This is a genomic window from Bradyrhizobium sp. LeoA1Lang, from assembly GCF_055413685.1.
In genome coordinates this window covers 1-1,402 of record NZ_JBVAPG010000398.1, presented here as the reverse complement: position 1 = coordinate 1,402, position 1,402 = coordinate 1, and the positions used below count along the sequence as shown (strand labels likewise).

Below are 1,402 nucleotides of genomic sequence, written 5' to 3'. Positions count from 1 at the left end.
GGCGGTAGTTCAACAGCGAACTGAACAGCGGCGCCGGCGCCGCAACGGCGCTGCAGCGTTGCGCCAAGGCCAGCGAGGCATGCTCGTGCGCCAAGAGCTCGGCCAGCCGGGCGTGGGTGGCCCGCACACTCGCCTCGACCGCGGTGCCGTCAAGGTCAAGCCGCAGCGGCAGGGTGTTCATGAACAGGCCCATGGCGCGGTCGGCGCCGGCGCCGCCATGCATGCGGCCGAACAGCACCGTGCCGAACACCACCTGCTCGCGGCCGCTGCTGCGCGCCACCACCTGCCCCCACGCCAGATGGCACAGGCTGGCCAGACTCACCCCCAGCCGCCGCGCCTGGCTGCGCAATCGCGCGTTGAGCGCCTGCGGCAGCATCCGCCGCGCCTCATGGGACCGGCTGCCGTCGCCGTGGACCTCGCTCAGCCCAAACGGCAGGGTCGGCTCAGCGATGTCTGCGAGCAGACCTCGGAAGAACTCTTCATGCGCCTTTGCTCCAACGCCCAGCCGCGCCTGCGCCACCAGATTGCGGAACGGCTGCGGGGCTATCAGCTCATGCGCCCGCCCCTCCAGCTCGGCCCGCACCTCGGCATGCATCACTTCCGATGTCGTGTGATCGCCGATCAAATGGTGCTGCAGCTGCAGCAATAGCCAGCGCGCGCTGCCGGGCTCGCGCGCAATCACAAACCGCAACAGCGGCGCCCGGCCAAGATCGATGCGGTGCCGGCGCGGATCAAACCTCAGCCTGAGCTGCGCGGGGCCAGGACCCTCAGAGCCATCCAGCTCAACCTCGCTCACCTCCAGCGGCGCGTTGCGCCACACCACTTGGGCCGGGCGCGACACGCCCTCCCACACGAACGAGGTGCGCAGAATGTCGTGCCGATCCACCACCCGCTGAACCGCGGCAAGATAGCGGTCCAACAGCCCACGGTCGGCAAACGCCATCTGACTGACCAGCAGGTACGGATCGCCTTGGCTGGCCAGCAAATGATGGAACAGGATGCCGTCCTGCAGCGGCGACAAGGCATAAATATCCTGGATGTTGCCGACACCACCGGGCACCGTGGCGACAATCCGGTCGATCTCTCCCTGCGCCAGCTCGATCAGCGGCAGCATCGGCGGCGTAATCGCGCTACTTCTCGCCGTGATCAGGTTGGCCGGGACCGCCACCTCGTGATGGCTGCCCAGGCTCGCGGCCAGATCGGCCAGCACCGGCCTGGCGAACAAGGTCCGCACCTCGATGCCCAGCGACAGCCGCCGCAGCCGCTCCATCAGCTGCACCGCCAAGAGCGAGTGGCCGCCCAGCGCGAAGAAGTGGTCGTGGCGTCCGACCCGCTCCAGCCCCAGAAGCTCGGCCCAGAGCTTGGCCAGCGCGGTCTCGATCTCGCCCTGCGGCGCCTCATA

At 68.8% G+C, this 1,402-nt stretch carries 1 protein-coding gene; it reads right to left on the bottom strand.

Going from position 1 to position 1,402, the window contains the following annotated elements; translation table 11 throughout:
* Nucleotides 1-1,402 (bottom strand): condensation domain-containing protein (locus tag ACZYOF_RS43755; protein WP_463719588.1); only part of this gene is annotated, 1,402 nt, incomplete at both ends.